The 16,591-nt window shown below is 72.6% G+C and carries 16 protein-coding genes; 9 read left to right on the plus strand and 7 right to left on the minus strand.

Annotation, left to right across the window (positions count from 1 at the left end):
• The 4 genes from ABZ930_RS40020 to ABZ930_RS40035 all read left to right on the plus strand — a co-directional run.
• Positions 1 to 438 (plus strand): alpha-glucosidase C-terminal domain-containing protein (locus ABZ930_RS40020; RefSeq protein WP_361560053.1); only part of this gene is annotated, 438 nt, incomplete at its 5' end.
• 368 nt (positions 439 to 806) lie between these two features.
• Positions 807 to 2,234 carry a phosphotransferase gene (locus tag ABZ930_RS40025; protein WP_361560056.1) on the plus strand — a complete coding sequence of 476 codons (1,428 nt, stop codon included), beginning with the start codon at positions 807 to 809 and terminating at the stop codon, positions 2,232 to 2,234.
• Between the two features lie 251 nt (positions 2,235 to 2,485).
• Positions 2,486 to 4,699: a 1,4-alpha-glucan branching enzyme gene (glgB, locus tag ABZ930_RS40030; protein WP_361560059.1), complete on the plus strand. Its 2,214-nt coding sequence runs from the start codon at positions 2,486 to 2,488 to the stop codon at positions 4,697 to 4,699.
• A gap of 77 nt (positions 4,700 to 4,776) precedes the next feature.
• The gene (locus ABZ930_RS40035; RefSeq protein WP_361560062.1) at positions 4,777 to 5,571 is read left to right on the plus strand and encodes a hypothetical protein; all 795 of its coding nucleotides are present in this window, start codon (positions 4,777 to 4,779) and stop codon (positions 5,569 to 5,571) included.
• Here ABZ930_RS40035 and ABZ930_RS40040 read toward each other — a convergent pair.
• From ABZ930_RS40040 to ABZ930_RS40055, 4 genes are all read right to left on the minus strand, one after another.
• Positions 5,568 to 7,817 (minus strand): AAA family ATPase, encoded by a 2,250-nt coding sequence (locus ABZ930_RS40040; RefSeq protein WP_361560065.1) that lies wholly within the window; start codon positions 7,815 to 7,817, stop codon positions 5,568 to 5,570. The two genes, ABZ930_RS40035 and ABZ930_RS40040, sit on opposite strands and share 4 nt — an antisense overlap.
• 131 nt (positions 7,818 to 7,948) lie before the next feature.
• On the minus strand, positions 7,949 to 8,269 hold the full coding sequence (gene trxA / locus ABZ930_RS40045) for a thioredoxin (RefSeq protein WP_361560068.1): 321 nt from the start codon (positions 8,267 to 8,269) through the stop codon (positions 7,949 to 7,951).
• A gap of 5 nt (positions 8,270 to 8,274) precedes the next feature.
• Positions 8,275 to 8,682, minus strand: coding sequence for a MerR family transcriptional regulator (locus ABZ930_RS40050; RefSeq protein WP_361560071.1), 408 nt, complete (start codon positions 8,680 to 8,682; stop codon positions 8,275 to 8,277).
• A gap of 61 nt (positions 8,683 to 8,743) precedes the next feature.
• Entirely contained in the window at positions 8,744 to 9,082 is a 339-nt protein-coding gene (locus ABZ930_RS40055; protein ID WP_361560074.1) for a hypothetical protein, read from the minus strand.
• A 120-nt stretch (positions 9,083 to 9,202) separates the two neighbouring features.
• Here ABZ930_RS40055 and ABZ930_RS40060 point away from each other — a divergent pair, with 120 nt between their 5' ends.
• Positions 9,203 to 10,129 (plus strand): aldo/keto reductase, encoded by a 927-nt coding sequence (locus ABZ930_RS40060; RefSeq protein WP_361560077.1) that lies wholly within the window; start codon positions 9,203 to 9,205, stop codon positions 10,127 to 10,129.
• Here the strand turns inward: ABZ930_RS40060 and ABZ930_RS40065 are convergent.
• Complete coding sequence (locus ABZ930_RS40065; protein WP_361560079.1) at positions 10,119 to 10,796, minus strand: NUDIX domain-containing protein; 678 nt, start codon at positions 10,794 to 10,796, stop codon at positions 10,119 to 10,121. The two genes, ABZ930_RS40060 and ABZ930_RS40065, sit on opposite strands and share 11 nt — an antisense overlap.
• Positions 10,793 to 11,218 carry a DUF4406 domain-containing protein gene (locus ABZ930_RS40070; RefSeq protein WP_361560082.1) on the minus strand — a complete coding sequence of 142 codons (426 nt, stop codon included), beginning with the start codon at positions 11,216 to 11,218 and terminating at the stop codon, positions 10,793 to 10,795. The genes ABZ930_RS40065 and ABZ930_RS40070 overlap by 4 nt, the downstream gene beginning before the upstream one ends.
• Before the next feature lie 49 nt (positions 11,219 to 11,267).
• On the opposite strand from ABZ930_RS40070, the gene ABZ930_RS40075 reads away from it, so the two are divergent.
• The 3 genes from ABZ930_RS40075 to ABZ930_RS40085 all read left to right on the plus strand — a co-directional run bounded on the left by ABZ930_RS40075 (position 11,268) and on the right by ABZ930_RS40085 (position 13,838).
• Positions 11,268 to 12,023 (plus strand): DeoR/GlpR family DNA-binding transcription regulator, encoded by a 756-nt coding sequence (locus ABZ930_RS40075; RefSeq protein ID WP_361560085.1) that lies wholly within the window; start codon positions 11,268 to 11,270, stop codon positions 12,021 to 12,023.
• Positions 12,024 to 12,117: 94 nt separating this feature from the next.
• The gene (locus ABZ930_RS40080) at positions 12,118 to 13,011 is read left to right on the plus strand and encodes an AraC family transcriptional regulator (protein ID WP_361560088.1); all 894 of its coding nucleotides are present in this window, start codon (positions 12,118 to 12,120) and stop codon (positions 13,009 to 13,011) included.
• Between the two features lie 29 nt (positions 13,012 to 13,040).
• Complete coding sequence (locus ABZ930_RS40085; RefSeq protein WP_361560091.1) at positions 13,041 to 13,838, plus strand: maleylpyruvate isomerase family mycothiol-dependent enzyme; 798 nt, start codon at positions 13,041 to 13,043, stop codon at positions 13,836 to 13,838.
• Between the two features lie 150 nt (positions 13,839 to 13,988).
• Here ABZ930_RS40085 and ABZ930_RS40090 read toward each other — a convergent pair whose 3' ends face one another.
• Positions 13,989 to 15,698 (minus strand): MFS transporter, encoded by a 1,710-nt coding sequence (locus tag ABZ930_RS40090; protein ID WP_361560094.1) that lies wholly within the window; start codon positions 15,696 to 15,698, stop codon positions 13,989 to 13,991.
• Between the two features lie 167 nt (positions 15,699 to 15,865).
• On the opposite strand from ABZ930_RS40090, the gene ABZ930_RS40095 reads away from it, so the two are divergent.
• Complete coding sequence (locus tag ABZ930_RS40095) at positions 15,866 to 16,471, plus strand: TetR/AcrR family transcriptional regulator (RefSeq protein ID WP_361560097.1); 606 nt, start codon at positions 15,866 to 15,868, stop codon at positions 16,469 to 16,471.
• Positions 16,472 to 16,591 lie beyond the last annotated feature (120 nt).

The raw sequence follows: 16,591 nt of genomic DNA on the forward strand, positions 1-16,591 counted from the left end.
TCCTGCGATCCGGGCCGCCTCTCCCTGCCCACGATCATGGACCCGGTCTACGGCTACCAGGTCACCAACGTCGAGGCCTCCATGTCCTCGCCGTCCTCCCTGCTCCACTGGACCCGCCGCATGATCGAGATCCGCAAGCAGAACCCGGCCTTCGGCCTCGGCTCCTACACCGAACTGCCGTCGTCGAACCCGGCGGTGATCGCGTTCCTGCGCGAGCTGCCGTCGACCGGGGAGGAGGGGGACGACCTGGTCCTGTGCGTCCACAACTTCTCCCGCTTCGCCCAGCCGACGGAGCTGGACCTGCAGTCGTTCAGCGGCCGGCATCCGGTGGAGCTGATCGGCGGGGTGCGGTTCCCGGCGATCGGTGAACTGCCCTACCTGCTCACCCTCGCGGGGCACGGCTTCTACTGGTTCCGGCTGCGGAAGGACGCGATGTGACACCGTCCGCCTGAGGGCGCGGCCGGCGCACCGCCCGGGTCGGGGTGCCCAGCACCTGGCCCCCGGGCCGGCCGGCCGCGTCCGGGCGCCGGTGGACCCGTGAGTACGCCCCGCTCGCGCGGCACCGGGATTGTCCAAGAACCCGCCAATCCCGGTTTCCGTCCCCTCCCCCTGGGCACTCTCCACCAATACCGTGCGGAACAGGCGCCGCCGCGTACCGTCACCGGCCCGCGCCACGGATCGCGCACGCAATCGTTCACGCACACTCGGCACGTCCCCCTCTGGACCAGCTCAGGACAGCATCTCGGCACCCGGGACCGCGCACACCGTCGTCGAGCGTTCCCGGCCCGGGGAAAGGACGCGACGCCATGTCGGAAGCCGCAGGCCGGCCCGCCCATCCCACCGCCGTCGTGGCGGACGACCCCTCCGGCTTCCTCCTGTCCCTGGAGCCACTGCTGCGCGAATGGCTGCCACGCCAGCGCTGGTTCGCGGGCAAGGGCCGGCCCGTGACCGGCTTCACCCTCGACTCGGCCACCCCGCTGCTGCCCGGCGCCGCCCTGCTGCACCTGCTGGTCCGCGCGCATCAGCCGCCCGCCGACGACGACGGGCCCGGGGACCGCTACCAACTCCTCATCGGTACCTCCGAGTTGCTGCCCCAGCATCTCGGCCCGGCGGCGATCGGCACGATCACCCGGGGTCCGCTGGCCGGCCGCACCGCCTACGAGGCGCTCCAGGATCCGCGCCAGGCGTCCGTGCTGCTGGAACGGCTCCGGATACCCGGCGCCCTCGGCGCCCTCGGCTTCCATCGCGGCCCGTACGGCGAGGTCCCGCGCGGTCTCGTCCCCCGCCCCCTGCAGGCGGAGCAGTCCAACTCCTCGGTCGTGTACGGGGACCGGCTCATCGCCAAGTTCTTCCGGCGGGTCGTCGCGGGCACCAACCCCGATCTCGAACTGCCCCTCGCCCTGGCCCGCGAGGGCTGCGACCGGGTGCCCGCGCCGGTGGCCTGGTTCGAGACACGGCCCGGGGAGATCGGTGACATCGGGGACGGCGCGGACGCGGAGGAGACCACGACCCTCGGCGTCCTCCAGCCGTTCCTCAAGGGCGCGGCCGACGGCTGGGACCTGGCCCTGAAGCACCTCACGAACGAGCAGGACTTCGCCGAGGAGGCACGGCAGTTGGGCATCGCCACGGCGGAGGTCCACACGGCCCTGGCGCGGGCCCTGCCCACGGTCACGTACAGCCGCGCGCAGACGGAACAGCTCGCCGGGACGATGATCCGCCGTCTGGAGGCGACGGCCCAGCAGGTCCCGGCGCTGCTCCCGTACGTCCCCGCCCTGCGCTCCGCCTTCGCCGCGCTGCACGACCTCGCCGCCGACGGGCGCACCCGGCACGCCCAGCGCGTCCACGGCGATCTGCACCTGGGCCAGTGCCTGCGCGAGGCGGACGGCACCTGGCGGCTCATCGACTTCGAGGGCGAACCGTCCCGCCCGCTCGCGGAACGCCGGATGCCGCACCCCCCGCACCGCGACATCGCCGGCATGCTCCGCTCCTTCGACTACGCGGCCCGCAGCGCCCGCCCCTGGAACGCGGCGTGGGCGGATTCCTGCCGTGCCGCGTACTGCGCCGGCTACGCGGAGGTGACCGGCGGCGACCCGCGCACCGACCCGGTCCTGCTGCGCGCCTACGAGACGGACAAGGCCGTCTACGAGGCCCTGTACGAGGCCCGCCACCGCCCCGACTGGCTCCCGGTCCCGATGGCCGCCCTCGCCCGCCTGGCCCGGGAGGCGCCCCGCTAGGGGCGCGGGGAACTGCGCGAGCAACCACGACGAAGGCCGCACCCGCCACCACTCGGCACACGAGAAGCCCCGTAAGGGGCGCGGGGAACTGCGCAAACCCCCCACCGGACCCGCACCCGCCACCACACCCCGCCCGGCACACGAGAAGCCCCGTAAGGGGCGCGGGGAACTGCGCAAACCCCCCACCGGACCCGCACCCGCCACCACACCCCCGCCCGGCACACGCGAAGCCCCCCAAGGAGGCGCACCCCGTGACCCCCCGCCCCGCCACGACACCGGCCCCCGTCCCGGAGGACGACCGCAATCGGCTGCTCACCGCGACCCACCACAACCCGCACGGAGTGCTGGGCGCCCACCCGGCCGCCGGCGGCGTCGCGTTCCGCGTCTGGCGGCCCTACGCCCGGCAGGTCGCCGTCCGCCTCCCGCAGGCCCCGCTCGCGGAACTCCACGACGACGGCGAGGGGTTCTTCTCGGGCCTGCTCCAGCTCCCCGAGGTCCCGTCCGGGTACGAGCTGGAGATCCGTTACGCCGACACCACCCACACGGTCGCGGACGCCTACGCCCTGCTCCCCGCCCTCGGCGAACTCGACCTCCACCTCATCGGCGAGGGCCGCCACGAGCAGCTGTGGACCGCGCTCGGCGCCCGTCCCCTGACCCACCAGGGCATCGAGGGGACCCGCTTCACGGTCTGGGCGCCGAACGCCCGCGGGATCCGGGTCGTCGGCGGCTTCAACTTCTGGGACGGCGCGGCCCACAGCATGCGCTCCCTCGGCTCGTCCGGCATCTGGGAGCTGTTCGTGCCGGGCATCGGCGAGGGCGAGCTCTACAAGTTCGAGATCACCCGCCCCGACGGCAGCAAGACGATGCGCGCCGACCCGCTCGCCACCCGCACCGAGACGCCCCCCGCCAACTCCTCGATCGTGCACGCCTCCCACCACACCTGGCACGACGAGGACTGGCTGGAGCACCGTGCCGCCCGCCCGGTGCACGAGTCCCCCTTCTCGGTGTACGAGATCCACCTGGCGTCCTGGCGCCCCGGTCTCACCTACCGGCAGCTCGCGGAGCAACTGCCCGCATATGTCAGCGACTTGGGGTTCACGCACGTAGAGCTGCTGCCCGTGGCCGAGCATCCCTTCGGCGGCTCCTGGGGCTACCAGGTCACCGGCTTCTACGCCCCCACCGCGCGCCTGGGCACCCCCGACGACTTCAAGTTCCTGATCGACACGCTGCACCAGGCCGGGATCGGCGTCCTGATGGACTGGGTCCCTGCGCATTTCCCGCGCGACGACTGGGCGCTCGCCGAGTTCGACGGCCGGACGCTGTACGAGCACGAGGATCCGCTGCGCGCCGCGCACCCGGACTGGGGCACCCTGGAGTTCGACTACGGCCGCAAGGAGGTCCGCAACTTCCTGGTGGCCAACGCCCTGTACTGGTGCGAGGAGTTCCACATCGACGGCCTCCGCGTCGACGCGGTCGCCTCCATGCTCTACCTCGACTACTCGCGCGAGGAGGGGCAGTGGACGCCGAACCAGTTCGGCGGCCGGGAGAACCTCGACGCGGTCGACTTCCTCCAGGAGATGAACGCCACCCTGTACCGGCGGGTCCCCGGTGTCGTGACGATCGCCGAGGAGTCCACGGCCTGGGACGGCGTCACCCGCGCCACCCACCACATCGGCCCGGGCGGCCACGGCGGTCTCGGCTTCGGCCTGAAGTGGAACATGGGGTGGATGCACGACTCCCTGGAGTACGTGAGCCACGAGCCGGTGCACCGCAAGTACCACCACAACGAGATGACGTTCTCGATGGTGTACGCGTACAGCGAGAACTACGTCCTGCCCATCTCGCACGACGAGGTCGTGCACGGCAAGCGGTCCCTCGTCTCGAAGATGCCCGGCGACTGGTGGCAGCAACGCGCCAACCACCGCGCCTACTTGGGCTTCATGTGGGCGCACCCCGGCAAGCAGCTGCTCTTCATGGGCCAGGAGTTCGCCCAGGGCGCCGAGTGGTCGGAGGCGCACGGCCCGGACTGGTGGCTGCTCGATCCGGCGTACGGGGCCGAGGCCGACCACCGCGGCGTGCGCGATCTCGTACGGGATCTGAACGCCGTCTACCGGGAGGCGCCCGCCCTGTGGGAGCGGGACACCGACCCGGCCGGTTTCGAGTGGGTGGCCGGTGACGCGGCGGAGGACAACGTCTTCGCGTTCCTGCGGCACGCGGCCGACGGGTCGCCGCTGCTCGCGGTGTCCAACTTCTCGCCGGTCGTGCGGGGCGAGTACCGGCTCGGCGTCCCGGACGCCGTGCCCGCCTGGCAGGAGGTGCTCAACACCGACCGGGGCCGCTACGGCGGCGGTGACGTCACCAGCCCCGAGCCGGTGAAACCGGACGACGTACCGGCGCACGGCCGCCCGGCCAGTGTGCGGCTGACCCTGCCCCCGCTCGCCACGGTGTGGTTCCGCCCGGCCTGACGACGTCCCGCTCCCCCGTGGTCCGGCCGCTCTCTATAGTCGGCCTGGTCCATCAGCCACGGGGGGTTCGGAAACCGATGCAGTCCAAGAGATCACTGGCCGCCGTCCTGCTGAGCGCCGTCGCCGTGCTGCTGCTCGGCGCCTGCGGGACGCTGCGGGCCGGAGCGGGCGGCGGCACCGCGACACCGGCGGAGTCGCCGCACTGGCAGACGTTCGCCCCGTTCGGGGTGACGGCCGCGCGGCTCGCCGACGACGGGCGCACGCTCAGCGTCGTCGCCGAGGTGCCCGGCGGCGGGAGGACCTGCGCACGCGATCTGAAGGCGGTCGTGACCTCCACGTCGGACACCACCGTGTGGGTGCAGGTGACCTTCTCCGCGCTGACCGGCGGCAGCCCGAGTGCCGACTGCCGCAAGACGGCGTCGGCCACGGCGAAGGTGCGGCTGCCCTCCGCGCTCGGCCACCGCGAACTGGCCACGGACGTCCACACGGTGTTCACCGCGGACGGCGCCGACCTGCCGGAGCTGCGGCTGTGCGGTGAACTCGGCTGCCACCCGGCCCCCACCGGCTGCACCCCCGCCTCGTACGACCAGGCGGTGATGGCGCTCGACGTCCCGAACCACACGCGGCGCGGCGACGAGCACTGCGACGAGAAGTGGCTGGTGTTCGACGTCTCCTCGCGCATGGGTCCCGCCTGCGCCGAGGGCGAGGCACCCGGCTGCGGGGCCTCGCTGGACGACCGCTGGTTCTTCCGCGCGGAGAAGTCCGGCTGGAAGCCGATCGCCCGCGGCAAGAAGGGCGGCTGCTCCGACGTGCACCGGATCGAGCCCGCCTTCCCCACCGCCCTCTGCGCCGGACTCGCCCCGCTCGACTAGGCGAGCGCCTCCGGAAGGTCGCCGGTGTGCAGGACGCCGAGCCGCTGGGTGGCCCGGGTCAGCGCCACGTACAGATCGCTGGTCCCGTACCGGCCCGGCTCCACGACGAGCACCGAGTCGAACTCCAGGCCCTTGGCCTGCCGCGGGTCGAGCAGCACGACCGTGTGAGTCAGGTCGGGGGCCTCGCCCGCCGTCGCCCCGGGCACCTTCGCCGCGAGGTCCGCGTGCAGCTCACGCGGGGCGATCACGGCGAGGCGGCCCTCTTCGGGGGTGAGTTCGGCGACCGCGGCGGCGACGGCGGCGGGCAGGTCGTCGGTGGCCCGCACCCAGGGCCGCACCCCCGTCGACCGCACGGACGACGGCGGTTCGAAGCCGGGGTGCTCGGCGCGGATCACGGCCGCCGCGAGCTCCATGATCTCGCTCGGCGTGCGGTAGTTGACGCCCAGCCGGGTGTGCTCGAAGCGGTCCTCCACGTACGGCGCGAGGATGTCCGCCCACGAGCCGACGCCGGCCTCCTCGCTGGTCTGCACGGGGTCGCCGACCAGCGTCATGGAGCGGGTGGGCGAGCGGCGCATCAGCAGCCGCCACGCCATCGGGCTCAGCTCCTGCGCCTCGTCGACGATGATGTGGCCGAACGCCCAGGTCCGGTCGGCGGCGGCCCGCTCGGCGGCGCTGCGGTGGTCCTCCTCGTCGTACCAGTCGGCGACCCGGTCCGCGTCGACGATGTCGTGCGCGGCCAGCACCTCGGACTCGTCCTCGTCCTCGAACTCGTAGGACTCGGAGCCCTTGGACAGGTCGAGGACGCCCTGCGCGTAGGCGATCCGCTCCTGGCGCGCGGCCTCGGCGGCGGCCCGCTCGGCGGAGTCGTCGTGCCCGAGGAGTTCGGCGGCCTCGTCGAGCAGCGGCACGTCACCGGGCGTCCAGTCGGCGGGGCCCGTGACCTCGCGGCGGATCGCGGCGGCCGCGTCGTCGGGCAGGTGGACGGGGTCGGCCAGGAAGTCCGCGACGAACTCCTCCGGCGTGAGCCGCGGCCACAGGTCGGCGATGGCCGCGTGCACCTCGGCGCTCGCGGCGACGCCCTTGCCGAGCTGGGCGAGGTCGTCGGCGCCCAGGAAGTTCGGCCCGCCGTACGGGTCGGCCCCGATCCGCTCGGCGAGCTGCGCGGTGAGCGCGTCGATGACGCGGAACGCGAAGTGCGGGCGGGCCAGGTTGTGCGGGAGCAGCGTGTCGCGGGCCGCCTGCCGTGCCTCGTAGGCGATCTCCCAGTCGAGGATCAGGTCCCCGTCGTCGTGCCGGATCACCAGCGGCGCGCCGGGCTCCGGGAGCTGCTGGCGGTCGCGGACCGCGATGGCGAGGGCGTCGGCCATCTCGCGCGCGCCCTTCACGGCGGCGGCGCGGGGCGTGTCGGTGCCGGTCGCGTGGATGCCCGGGAACAGCTCGCCGACGGTCGCGAGCAGCACGCCGGTCTCGCCGAGCGAGGGCAGCACCTCGGAGATGTAGGAGAGGAACGCCGGGTTGGGGCCGACGATCAGCACCGCCCGCTTGGCGAGCAGTTCCCGGTGCTCGTACAGCAGGAACGCGGCACGGTGCAGGGCGACCGCGGTCTTGCCGGTACCGGGACCGCCCTCGACCACCAGCACACCCCGGTGGTCGTGGCGGATGATGCGGTCCTGCTCGGCCTGGATGGTCTGCACGATGTCGCCCATGCGGCCGGTGCGCGCGGAGTTCAGCGCGGCCAGCAGCACGGCGTCACCGGAGGGGTCCTCGAAACCGGTGCGCTCGTCGTCGCCCAGGTCGAGGATCTCGTCGTGCAGTTCGGTGACGGTCCGCCCCTCGGTGGTGAGGTGCCGGCGCCGGCGCAGACCCATCGGCGTGTGCCCGGTGGCGAGATAGAAGGGGCGTGCCACCGGCGCACGCCAGTCGATGAGAATCGGCGTGTGCTCGGTGTCGTCCTCGCGAATTCCGATACGCCCGATGTGGTGCGCGATGCCGTCCGTGAGATCGATCCGGCCGAAACAGAGCGAGCCGTCCACCGCGTTCAGCGCGGCGAGCAGACCGGAGCGCTCCACGACCAGCAGGTCCCGCTCCAGGCGGGCCTGCTGGCCGGTGCCGACCGGCGTCAGGGCGTTCGTGACCGAGTCGGCGGCCTCGCCGCGCAGCGCGTCGACGCGCGCATAGAGCCGGTCGATGAATTCCTGTTCCTTTTGGAGTTCCTTCTCGGATACGGCGGATTCCCGGCTTGACAAAACTGCTCCCTGCCCGGTACGGTGTGTTTAGTTGGCCCCCAGTGAGGGGCCTTTTCTGTGGGCACACAGAAACACCGAATATACCCCGGGCGGGGCTTCTTTCCAAGCCGCGGATTAATCCGCCGCGTATTTCAGAGAGCCTCGGCCAATTCCTCCAGCAGACGCCGCTTCGGCCGGGCGCCGACCCGCGACCACACGGGCTCCCCACCCTTGAAGACCATCAGCGTCGGCATGGACAGCACGCCGTACTTCACGGCCGTGTCCGGATTGGCGTCGACGTCGATCGCCACGACGTCGAGCCGCTCCCGCTCCTCCTCGGCCACGGCCCGCAGCACCGGGGCCAGTTGCCTGCACGGCCCGCACCACTCGGCGGTGAACTCCACGAGCACCGGCCGGTCCGCCTTGACGACCTGCTCGTCGAAGTCCGCGTCGGTCACGTCCCGGAACGCCATCGTGATCACTCCCTCAGTTCACAGCGCGGCGCGGAGTCGTCCTCCGCGGCCAGCGCGTCCATGGCCCGCTCGGCACGCGCCAACTGCGCGCCGACGGTGTCCCGTACTGCGCTCAACTCACCGATGAGCGAGTCGAGTTCGGCGAGCTTGCTGCGGTACACGGCGAGCGACGCGGGACACGAGTCGCCCTCCGGGTGCCCGGCCCGCAGACACTCCACGAACGGCCGGGTCTCCTCCAGGTCGAACCCGAAGTCCTGGAGCGTGCGGATCTGCCGCAGCGCCCGCAGGTCGTCCTCGTCGTAGGTCCGGTAGCCGTTCCCGCCGCGCCGGGCGGGCAGCAGCCCGCGCGACTCGTAGTACCTGAGCGTCCGCGTGGTCACCCCGGCGCGGTCCGCGAGCTCTCCGATGCGCATGCCTACGACGGTAAACGTTGACCCTGACGTCAGGGCCAGCCCTCGGAGCGGCGATCCGGGCTCAGGGCCAGTCGACGAGTCCGCCGAACGCGAGGCCGGAGAGCACCACCAGGAAGGGCGCGCCCACCGCGAGGCCGATCCGCCAGCCGGTGAACCGCTCCCGCCAGGGCAGCAGCCAGGCCGTCACCAGGACGAGCAGGGCCACGGTCAGGCCCCAGCCGAAGACGGTGAACGCCCGGTCGAAGCTGGGGTCGAACCGGTCGGCCTGCGCGTCGGTGCAGGAGTCGCAGGCCATCCCGGACAGACCCGCGAAGAGGTAGGCGAAGAACGCGCCCGGGATCGTGGCCAGCGTCGAGAGCAGCGGCGCGATCCACTGCCGGGAGCTCGATTCCTGAGTCATGGCCCCATTCCATCCGCCCGGGGCCGCCCGCACCTGAGCACACCTACTCACCCGCCGTACTCAACCGACGTACGCGCATCGGCACCACCGCACAGGAGAGACATGAGCAACGGGAAAGACATGAGTCACGGGCGAGACATCGGCGACGACGGCATCCACGGCGACGGCACCTGGCTCCTGGGCGACCTTCCGGTCCGCCGGATCGGGCTCGGGGCGATGCGGCTCCCGGGCCGCATCGCCTTCGACAACGCGTCCGTCGCCGACCGCGCGCGGTCGGTCCGCGTGCTGCGCCGCGCCGTCGACCTCGGCGTGAACCACATCGACACGGCCGCCTTCTACTTCTCGGCCCGTCGCTCGGCCAACGAGCTGATCGCCGCGGCGCTCGCCCCCTACCCCGACGATCTGGTCATCGCCACGAAGGTCGGCCCGCGCCGCGACCGCGCCGGCGACTGGGCGGAGTGGGCCCGTCCCGACGAACTGCGCGGCGACGTCGAGGAGAACCTGCGCCAGCTGGGCCGCGACCGCCTCGACGTCGTCAACATGCGGGTGAACGAGCGGACCGCACCGCTCATCGCGGAGTACGTGGGTGAGCTGGCGCGGCTGCGGGAGGCGGGCCTGATCCGGCACATCGGGGTGTCGGGCGTGGACGTGGCGGCGCTCGACGCGGCGCGGAAGGAGGCACCGGTCGTGTGCGTGCAGAACCCGTTCGGCCTGGGCCGGACGCGGCCCGGTGACGCCGAACTGCTGCACAGGTGCGCGGAGTTGGGCATCGCCTTCGTGCCGTTCTTCGCGATCGCGGGCGGCGGCGGGCACCGGGGCGCCGAGGACACCGGAGGCGCAGGCGACGGCGCCGCGCTCGCGGAGATCGCCGCCGCCCACGACGCGACCCCTGCCCAGATCAGGCTCGCCTGGACCCTGCACCAGGGCCCGCACGTGCTGGCCATCCCCGGCACCGGCGACCCGGATCACGTCGCCCAGAACGTGGCGGCGGGCGCGATCCGGCTCACCGAGCGGGAGGTGCGGGCGCTGGGCACCGTCAACGGCTGACGGCGAACGGGCCGTCCAGCGCGGCCCATTGCAGCAGCAGGACGGTCTTGCCGTCGGCGATGCGCCCGTCGCGGACCATGGCGAGGGCCTCGGCGAAGGGCACTTCGAGCACCTCGATGTCCTCCCCCTCCTCGGCGAGGCCGCCCCCGGCGCCGGTGCGGTCGGCCGGGGTGTACGGCGCCGCGTAGAAGTGCAGCCGCTCGGTGACCGAGCCGGGGCTCATGTAGATCTCGGCGACGGGGGTGAGGGGGCCGAGGACGACGCCCAGCTCCTCGGCGCTCTCGCGCCGGATCGCCGAGAGCGGGTCGTCGCCGTCGAGCAGCCCGGCCGCCGCCTCGACGAGCAGGCCGTCGGGGTGTCCGTTGACGTAGGCCGGGTAGCGGAACTGCCGGGTGAGCAGGACCCGGCCGCGCCCGACGTCGTACGGCAGGACGACCGCGCCGTTGCCCCGGTCGTACGTCTCGCGCTGCTGGGTCTCCCAGCGCCCGTCGCGGCGCCGGTAGTCGAAGGTCGTGCGGCGCAGCACGTGCCAGCCCCGCGAGGTCAGTTCGACGTCCCGGACGACGACGCCGGGGTTGCGGTCGAGGCCGTGTCCGGCCCGGTCGAGGCCGGTGCGGCCGCGGTGGTCGGGGACGTCGACGCCGGGGCGTCCGGTGGCCGCGCTCACGCGGTCTCCCGCGGGGTCTCGGGCGGGGCGACGCGCGGGATCTCGGCGACGTCGTGGAAGACGGGCAGTCCGCGGCGGCGGGCGATGGCCACGTCCTGGTCGGCGCCGGCCGACTCGCCGGAGAGCCGCAGCACGGCGTCGCACCGGTCGAGCAGCCGCTCGGCGGTCGGGTAGAGCACCTGGTCGGCGAGGGGGTCGGTGGGCCCGGCTCCGGCGGAGCGGAGCACGGGCAGCGCGACCCACTCGCCGATCATCGGGATGTGCCCGGCGGCGAAGACGGGCCAGGCCGCTTCCTCGAGGCGGGCCAGGTTCGCGGCCATGGCACGCGGGTCGCCGCCGGTGCCGGACCGGTAGGGCCCGGCGATGAGGACGAGCAGGGGACGCTCGGAGGAGTCGCTTGCTGAGATGTGCTGGTCGTTCATGTCGCGCTACGATACATGCAGAAACGTGCAAGAACAGGAGAGACTACGGATGCTGGCTGCCGAACGGCGTGAACACCTGCTGGGCCTGCTCGCCCGCGAGGGCAAGATCGTCGCGAAGGATGTCGCCGCCGACCTGGGCATTTCCGAGGACAGCGTGCGCCGCGACCTCCGCGACCTCGCCGCCGAGGGACTGTGCCAGCGGGTCTACGGCGGAGCGCTGCCCGCCTCCCCCGCCGTGGCGGACTACGCGACGCGCACGACCGTCGCCCCCGACGGCAAGCAGAAGGTCGCGGAGGCGGCCGCCGCGCTGGTGCGGCCCGACAGCGCCCTGATCCTGGACGGCGGCACGACCGCGCTCGCGGTAGCGCGCCGGCTCCCGCAGGATCTGGCGTGCACGGTGATCACCCACAGTCCGACGATCGCGGCGGCCCTGCTCGACCATCCCCGGGCGGAGCTGTTCCTGCTGGGCGGCCGGATCTTCAAGCACTCGGCGGTGGCCTGCGGCGCGGCCGCGGCGGAGGCGGCGCAGAACGTGTCGGCGGATCTGTGCCTGATCGGTGTCACCGGCGTCCATCCGGAGGCGGGCCTGACCACGGGCGACGCCGAGGAGGCCGCGATGAAGCGGGCCCTGGCGGCCCGGGCGGCGGACACGTACGTCCTCGCCTCGTCCGAGAAGATCGGCACGGCGTCGCGGTACCGGGTGCTGCCCTGGGCGGACATCACCGCCCTGATCACGGACGCGGGCCCCGACCACACGGTGGTCGAGCAGCTGACGGCGCAGGGCGTGGAGGTCCTGACCGCCTGACCGGAGCGGGCACAGGATGTCGGGCCCGGCACCCGCACCGGCTCCTAGCGTGGGCGCACAAGGATCGAACAGGACGACCGGAAGGGAGCCCGGGGTGCTGGACCGCCTCAACCAGGCCATGGACCGGATCGAGCAGCGCCTCGACCGGGATCTCGACGTGGCGGAGCTGGCACGGATCGCGCTCACGTCGGAGTACCACCTGCGGCGGATGTTCTCGGCGCTCGCCGGGATGCCGCTGTCGGAGTACGTGCGCCGACGGCGGCTGACCGTCGCGGGCGCCGACGTGCTCGCGGGCCGAGAGCCGCTGCTGACGATCGCCGTGCGGTACGGGTACGGCTCGGGCGAGGCGTTCGCCCGGGCGTTCCGCGCGCTGCACGGGATCGGCCCCGGCGAGGCCCGCCGGACGGGCGCGGTGCTCGTCTCGCAGCCCCGGCTCACCTTCCGTCTCACCGTCGAAGGGAGCAGCACGATGCGCTATCGCGTGGTGGACCGCCCGGAGTTCACGGTCGTCGGGCCCAAAGCCCGGGTGCCGCTGGTGTACTTGGGGCCGAACACGGCGATCGAGGAGTTCGTCCGCGGCATCGACCGCGGTGTCCTGGACGAGCTGGAGAAGCTGTCGGAGCGGGCCGGCGCGGAGCCCCGGGGCGTCCTCGCGGTCTGCGACGACCTCGACCCCGGCCGCGCCGAGGGCAGCGAACTCGACTACTACCAGGCGGTGGCCGTCCCCGCGGGCGCCCCGGTCCCCGAGGCCCTGCCGACGCTGGCGGTCCCGGCCGGGACCTGGGCGGTGTTCACGACGTCGGGCCCGGCGCCGGAGGCGATCCAGCGGTTGTGGAGCGACGTCTACACGGAGTGGTTCCCGTCGAACCCGTACCGCACCCGCCCCGGCCCCGAACTGCTGCGCACCCGGATCTCCCGGTCCCCGGACGGCCCGACGGCGGAAGCCGAACTGTGGCTCCCGGTGGAACGCGAGGAATACGGAGGCTGATTGTCGGTGCGGGCCGCTACGTTGACGCCATGACTCACGACGTACGCGTTCCTCTGACCACGGCACGGTATCTCGACTGTCTGGCCGCCGACTTCGACCGGCTGCGCTCCGTCGCGAGCGCCGCCGACCCCGGCGCGGTGGTGCCGAGCTGCCCCGACTGGACCGTCACCGACCTGGTACGGCACGTCGCCCAGGTCTATGTGGACAAGACCCACGCGATGCGCACGGGCGAGGAGCTCGAGTGGCCTCCGAAGGGCACGGCGGACGCCGAGCCCTTCGCGCTCCTCGACCGCGCGTACGCCGATCTGCTCGCGGAGTTCGCCGACCGGGAACCCGGGGACCCGGCCGGCGGCTGGTACACGCCGGACCGGACGGTCGGCTTCTGGATCCGCCGGATGGCGCAGGAGACGGTGATCCACCGCATCGACGCCGAGCTGGCCGCGGGGCAGCAGATCGCTCCGGTCCCCGAGGACCTGGCGGTCGACGGCATCGACGAACTCCTGAAGGTCTTCACGCAGTTCGCGGTGTCGGAATATGGGAACTACTTCACGGACGTCCTCGCCGGTTCCCCCGGCCACTCCATCGACATCCACGCCCTCGGCACCAAGGCGGCGGCCTGGCGCATCACCACCGGCCCCGCCCGCTTCACGGTGACGGACGGCACCGACGACACCCCGCCCGACCTCACCCTCTCGGCTCCACCGGCCGCACTCCTGCGCGACCTGTGGAACCGCCAATCACCGGACGCCCCCTCCCCGGTGACCACCACGGGCCCACAGGAGCCCCTACAGGAACTCCGCTCCTGCCTCACCATCGCAACGCAGTGACGAGCCCCTCCGCGCCCCGCAAGGGGCGCGGGGAACTGCGCGAGCAACCACAACGCACCCGCACTCTCCCCACACAGCCATGAGGCACCCCACCAGGGGCGCGGGGAACTGCGCAACCAGCCACGACGCACCCCGCACCCACCCACAACCTCAGCCCTTGCCGCCAACCCCGGCAGACACCACATCGGCACCACTCTCAACCGGAGCCTCAAGACCGGCGGCCCCCACGGCCCCCGCCGCTCCCCCACGCCGCCCCGGCAACAGCACACCCACCACCACGGTCCCGACCCCAAGAATCACGGCCCCGACCACACTCGTGTGCGCCACGGCATCGGAGAACGACGCCCCCACGGCATCGGCCATAGCCCGCGCCCCGTCGGCAAGTTGCCCGGCCTGCGCCTTCCACTGCGCGGCCTGCTGCGGATCGCTCGCCCCCTGCGCCTTCTCGGCGAGCTGCTGGGCCTGCTCCCCGATCCGCTGCGCGACGGCGTACCCGGCACCGACGGAGTCCTGCGCGGTGGACAGCGCGTCCCCGGGCAGCTCGGTCCCCCGGGAGGCATCGGCGAGATGCGAGGAGTACGAACCGGCGAGCACCGACCCGAGAAGGGCGATGCCGAGCGACCCGCCCAGCTCCAGCGACGTGTCGTTCACGGCGCCGCCCACCCCCAGCTCGCTCTCCGGAAACGCGCCCATGATGGCGTCCGTGCAGGGCGACAGTGCGAGCCCGATCGCGAGCCCGAGGATGACGAGCGGCGGCACGAAGTCCCCGTACCCCGACCCGGCGTCGATCCGGGTGAGCAGCGCGAGCGCCACCGTCCCGCCGACCATCCCGGCCGTCACGGTGATCCGCATACCGATGCGCGGGGTGAGATACCCGGTCAGCGCCGACCCGACGAACACGGCACCGGCCAGCGGCAGCATCCGCACCCCGGTCTCCCACGCGTCGTACCCGAGCACGAACTGCAGATCCTGGGTGAGGTAGTAGAAGGCCCCGAAGACGGCGAGGAAGAACAACGCGACGGCGAGATTGGACCCCGCGAACCGCCGGTCGGCGAACCTCCGCACATCCAGCACCGGCCGCGGATGCCGCAGCTCCCACACCACGAACCCCACCAGCGCCACACCCGCCACCACGGCGGCGGTCACGGCCTTGGCACCCCAGCCGAAGTGCGGCCCCTCGATGATCATGTAGACGAGGGCGCCGACCCACACCACGGACAGCACCCCGCCGACGTAGTCGATCCGTCCGTGCCGTTCCGCCTTCGACGGCGGTACGAGGACGAGCGCGCCGACGATCGCGACGGCGGCGATCGGCACATTGATCAGGAACGTGGACGCCCAGCCGTGGTCCCGCAGCAGCGCTCCGGCGACCAACGGCCCGGCGGCGATGGCGAGTCCGGCCGTCGCGGTCCACAGCACGATGGCCTTGGCCCGCTCGGCCCGCGGGAACGTGGCGGCCAGCAGCGACAACGTCGCCGGCATGATCATCGCGGCGCCGACGCCCATGACGGCCCGCGCGGCGATGACCCCGATGGAGCTGCCGACGAGCGACCCGGCGACGGCCCCGCCTCCGAACACGACGAGCCCGAGCAGCAGCGCACCTCGCCGGCTGTACTTGTCACCGATCGCGCCGAGCAGCAGCATCAGGGCCGCGTACGGCACAGTGTAGCCGTCGATGACCCATTGCAGATCGGCGCTGCTCAGACCCAGGTCCCGGGTCATGTCGGGCGCCGCGACCGTGAGGGCCGTATTGGCCATCACGATGATCAACAGGCTCAGACAGAGCACGAGCAGCGCCCACCAGCGGCGAGCGTACGGCCGGTCCATGGTGTCGACCGGCTCGTTCATGACGAGACGCATGACGCGGAACCCCTCCAGTGGCAGGACAGCACAGACACGCCAGATTGCACACGCCTGTGCAATTACACAGTGCTGTGCAATCTACGCGGTTGCACAACACTGTGCAAAACGGTGGCGGTGAGACGGCCCCACGCCGGACCCGCCCGGCGCCCAGGCACAATGAACGCGTGACTCCCGCCCCCGCCTCCGTACGAGCCGACGCCAACCGCCGCCGCATCCTGGACGACGCGCTGGTGGAGTTGTTGCGCGACCCCGACGCGTCGATGGACCAGATCGCCCGCGCCGCGGGGGTCGTGCGCCGCACGGTCTACGGTCATTTCCCGAGCCGGGACGCGCTCATCGAGGCCTTGGTGGACGACGCGGCGCATGCGGTGGCCGAGGCGCACCGCGCAGGCCGCGAAGGGGTCGCCGATCCGGCGGAGGCGGTGGCCCGTTCGATCCTGGCCATCTGGCCGATCGCGGACCGCTACCGCCTTCTGGTCCATCTCGCTCAGCGCAGTGTCACGGTGGAGGGCATCAGGGCCCGTCTGACTCCGGTCCGGGAGGCCTGCACGGAACTCCTCCAACAGGCTCTGGAGAGTGGGGAGTTCGATTCGCCGCTGCCGGCCGAAGCTCTGGCCCATGTCCATGAGCAGGTGCTGTTCGGCCTGATGGAGGCGGTCAACGAGGGTGTGCTTCCGGCGGAGGACGCGGGCCGCGCGGCGGTCGTCGCGGTGCTGTCGTCGGCCGGCTACCCCACGAAGGACGCGAAGCGCTTGGCCGCGACGGCCTGAGGGCTTCGCGGCCTCGGCCTCGGCCGAATTCTTGCCCGTAAACGCAGAAAACCCCCGTGCCGATGGCACGGGGGTTTTCTCAAAATTTGTTCGGCGGCGTCCTACTCTCCCACAGGGTCC

This window comes from Streptomyces sp. NPDC046716, assembly GCF_040645755.1.
Classification (GTDB): domain Bacteria; phylum Actinomycetota; class Actinomycetes; order Streptomycetales; family Streptomycetaceae; genus Streptomyces.